This window comes from Bifidobacterium sp. 7101 (assembly GCF_000499285.1).
In the GTDB taxonomy this organism is placed as follows: Bacteria; Actinomycetota; Actinomycetes; order Actinomycetales; family Bifidobacteriaceae; genus Bombiscardovia; species Bombiscardovia apis_A.
In genome coordinates this window covers 1-2,288 of record NZ_AWUN01000011.1, presented here as the reverse complement: position 1 = coordinate 2,288, position 2,288 = coordinate 1, and the positions used below count along the sequence as shown (strand labels likewise).

Here is a 2,288-nt window from a genome sequence, read left to right as displayed (position 1 = left end):
CAGTGACCATGCTGCCCATCGACGCCATCAGGCCCAACGACGCCAACCCCCGAAGCGAGATAGGAGACGTGTCGGAGCTGGCCATGAGCATCGCGTCCCAAGGCATACAGCAGGCCCTGGTCGTCACACCGGCGAACCAGGAGGGGCGGCACACCCTGGTCATCGGACACCGGCGGCTGGCGGCCGCCGAGCAGGCCGGCCTTGCAACCGTGCCCTGTATCATCACCGACATGGACGAGCAGACCCAGGCGGAGGTGATGCTGGTAGAGAACATACACCGTGACCAGCTCACCGCCCTGGACGAGGCACGCGGATACGCCCACCTCCTGGACCTTGGCGAAGACGTGGACCAGATGGCCAAAGCCACTGGCCGCAGCCGCAGCACCGTGCAGCGACGGCTCAAAATATCGTCCATCGACGACGAGAAAATACTCGCGCTGCCATCCCAGCTGAGCTTCGAGGAATTGGAGACGATAGCCGACTTCCGCGACGACGAAGGCCTGCAAGACCAGCTCATCAAAGCCGCAGGCACCAACAACTGGAACATGACACTGCACCAGGTCCAGGCCAAACGGTCGCTGGACAAGTGGATCGAACAGGCCCAGGAAGCCATCAAGCAGGCCGGGCTGCCCATCGTGCCGCTGACACCATCACAATCCTGGTCTGACCCGGAAGGTTGGCGCACCATCGCCCGATTCTCCCCGGATACCGACCCCGACCCCAAGCAGGCCCTCGACACATGGCTGGAGGAATGGGAAGGCGACAAACCCACGGCCGCCGGACTGCTCGACCGTGGCGGACAGTGGCGCGTCAAAATCACCCTGCTGGAGCCATACACCCAACAGGACCAGGAGGACGAACGCCGGCAAAGAGAGGATGACCTGGCCAGGTGGCAAGCCGAACAAGAAGCCGAAATCGCACCGGCCAAGCAACTGGACACGGCAAGCCACGACCTGCGGCTGGCCTACACGCAACGGCTCATGTCCCTCAAACGCCCCGCCAAAAACCAGTCCCAGGCCCTGTCCATGCTGGTCATCGCCCAAGCGAGCCAACGCACCTGGTGGGTCAGCCGGGACCAGGTGCGGGACACATGGCGCGCCATCGTCCAGGACCAGGAAGCCGAGCTGGCGCAAAAGGCCGACCTTGACGAGAGTCGCCGCACCCAGACGGCCTTCGCCCTGTGCCACGCCATCATGGAGACACAGATCAACCACGAGACCTGGCGCAGCCAAGACGACATAGACGGCCTGCTCAAACCCCTCTACCGTGCCCTCCAAACCGCAGGCTACGCCATCAGCGACGAAGAGCAATCCGGTCTCGACGGCGACCTGGTGCCCCGACCTGAAGAGGAAGACAACGAAGGGAACGAAGATGAAACAGACGACGGCGACCAGGAGGAGGACACCAAAGAGTGAATGAACCCCGCAGCCGGCCCCGCCACCAAGCGGGGCCGGCTGCCGGCGGCGGCGCAGCGATGCCTCGCGCCACCCCACGGGGTGGAATCGGCATCGTCGAACGCCCCGCGTTCGGACAGCCAGACCGCAACGCGAGGAACGCACGACTGGTTTGTATGTGCAATTTGTACTACACTCATGGTCATGGAGATCGAGATAGAGCAATCAGCCCGCAAGCACGGCTGCGCCGACGACGAAATCAGGCACGCGGTCCTCCACTCCATAGGCCACGAACAAATCGAGGGCTACGGCGACGAGATGACGGTGGTCTTCGTCGGCCAGCCACACCCCGGGGCCCTACCCGACAACCTGCTCGAAGTCATCGTCAGCAAATGGCAGGACGGCCAGCTCCACGCCTTCCACGCCATGCCGCTGACCAGCCGGTGGCAACATCTCAGATACCAATAGACACAACCAACAAGGAGCCAGACCATGACCAACACACAGACACCCGCCGACAGGGCAGCACACGCCGAAGCACTCGACCGCATGGCCGACGCCGGCCAATTCACACCCATCGAAGGCACCCGGGTATACCGGGGCTACGACGCCGGCCCCCTGACCGACGACGACCTGCTCTCCATCTTCGCCGGCCGCCCCCGCGACGAACTCAAACAACCCACCAGCAAAACCTGGCAGGTACGCACCACCCCGGCCCTGGACCAATGGGCCGAAGCCGCCGTCAAAACAGAAGGCACCAACCTATCGGCACTGATCCGCCAAGCCACCGCCGAATACCTGGCACACCACTACCCAGGACTCCGAAGCCAGATGGCCTGACCCATCAGGGCAACATCATCAAGGGACCCCTCAACGGGGTCCCTTTTTCCATGC

Annotated in this window: 3 protein-coding genes; all 3 read left to right on the top strand. The window is 63.5% G+C overall.

Going from position 1 to position 2,288, the window contains the following annotated elements:
• Nucleotides 1–1,415: ParB/RepB/Spo0J family partition protein (locus P272_RS0108510; RefSeq protein ID WP_024628118.1), on the top strand; the 1,415-nt coding region annotated here is incomplete at its 5' end.
• 177 nt (nt 1,416–1,592) lie between these two features.
• Complete coding sequence (locus P272_RS09375; protein ID WP_033512165.1) at nt 1,593–1,862, top strand: hypothetical protein; 270 nt, start codon at nt 1,593–1,595, stop codon at nt 1,860–1,862.
• Between the two features lie 24 nt (nt 1,863–1,886).
• Nucleotides 1,887–2,234, top strand: a complete 348-nt coding sequence (locus P272_RS08985; protein ID WP_015022035.1) for a hypothetical protein — start codon at nt 1,887–1,889, stop codon at nt 2,232–2,234.
• Nucleotides 2,235–2,288: the final 54 nt, after the last annotated feature.

Bases quoted from the DNA above. Each gene is read 5' to 3' on its own strand.
- P272_RS08985 (WP_015022035.1), top strand. From the start codon at position 1,887: ATGACCAACACACAGACACCCGCCGACAGGGCAGCACACGCCGAAGCA.
- P272_RS09375 (WP_033512165.1), top strand. From the start codon at position 1,593: ATGGTCATGGAGATCGAGATAGAGCAATCAGCCCGCAAGCACGGCTGC.